The following is a 1159-nucleotide window of genomic DNA, read 5'->3' as shown; positions in this document are numbered from 1 at the left end:
CGCCGGCGCCCGCCCCCGCGCCGCCTCCGATCGGTGCGAGCACAGCCCCGGTGGGCAGCACCTGCAACGCCCAGCCGGCGCAGTGGGCGGTCGGCAAGACGGCCACCGGCGCCGTCGTCGAGCAGGCGCGCGTGCGCGCCAACGCCCGCATGGCGCGGGTGCTGCGCCCCGGCCAGGCCGTGACGCTGGAGTTCGACGCCGAGCGGCTCAGCCTGCGCGTGGACGCTTCCGGCAAGGTGACGGCCGCCACCTGCGGCTGAGGCGGGCTCCCTGCTTCAGTCCGGCAGGAACAGCGCCTGCAGGTCGCTCAGGAAGTCCAGGCCGCGCGCCGTCGGCCAGACGCGCTCCATGTCGCGCTCGACCAGCCCGCGCGACTCGGCCTCGCGCAGGCCCTGCTCGATGGCGGTGACGGCGAGGCCGGTGCGCGCCGTGAAGTCCGCCAGTGCGAAGCCCTCGCGCAGCCGCAGCGCGTTCAGCATGAACTCGAAGGGCAGGTCGGCCCGGCGGACGTCGTGCTCCTGCGCGATGGCGTTGCCGGCGAGCGCGGCATCCATGTAGCGCTGCGGGTCGCGCAAGCGCACCTGGCGCACGATGCGGTGGGCAAAGCTCAGCTTGCCGTGCGCGCCGGCGCCGATGCCGAGGTAGTCGCCGAACTGCCAGTAGTTGCGGTTGTGCACGCTCGCGTGGCCGGATCGGGCAAAGGCCGAGACCTCGTAGCGCTGCAGCTGCGCTGCCTCGGTCAGCTCGCCGATGCGGTCGAGCATGGCGTAGGCCTCATCGTCCTCGGGCAGGCCCTGGGGCGGGTGGCGCGCGAACCAGGTGTTCGGCTCGATGGTCAGGTGGTAGATCGACAGGTGCGGCGGCCCGAAGCCCAGCGCCAGGCGCAGATCCTCCTCCAGCTCGGCCAGGCTCTGGCCGGGCAGTGCGTACATGAGGTCGAGGTTGAAGGTCTCGAAGGCTTCGCTTGCCTCCTCGGCGGCCGCCAGCGCCTGGGCGCGGTCGTGCACCCGGCCCAGCGCCTGCAGGTGGCGGTCGTGGAAGCTCTGCACGCCGATAGACAGGCGCGTCACGCCCGCGGCGCGGTAGGCGCGAAAGCGCTCGCGCTCGAAGGTGCCCGGGTTGGCTTCCAGCGTCACCTCGCCATCGGCTTCCAGCGGCA

The 1159-nt window shown here is 73.2% G+C and carries 2 protein-coding genes; one reads left to right on the top strand and one right to left on the bottom strand.

Translation table 11 applies throughout. The features are described 5' to 3' along the window. Positions 1–260, top strand: a 260-nt coding sequence (locus tag A612_RS04250; RefSeq protein WP_019373310.1) for an I78 family peptidase inhibitor, incomplete at its 5' end; no start/stop codon positions are given. Positions 261–275: 15 nt separating this feature from the next. Here the strand turns inward: A612_RS04250 and hemW are convergent. Beyond that, positions 276–1159, bottom strand: an 884-nt coding sequence (hemW, locus tag A612_RS04245) for a radical SAM family heme chaperone HemW (protein WP_019373309.1), incomplete at its 5' end; no start/stop codon positions are given.

The organism is Melaminivora alkalimesophila (genome assembly GCF_000282995.1).
Lineage (GTDB): Bacteria > Pseudomonadota > Gammaproteobacteria > Burkholderiales > Burkholderiaceae_C > Melaminivora > Melaminivora alkalimesophila.
The sequence above is the reverse complement of the archived record's forward strand: the minus strand, read 5'-3'. Positions and strand labels throughout refer to the sequence as shown.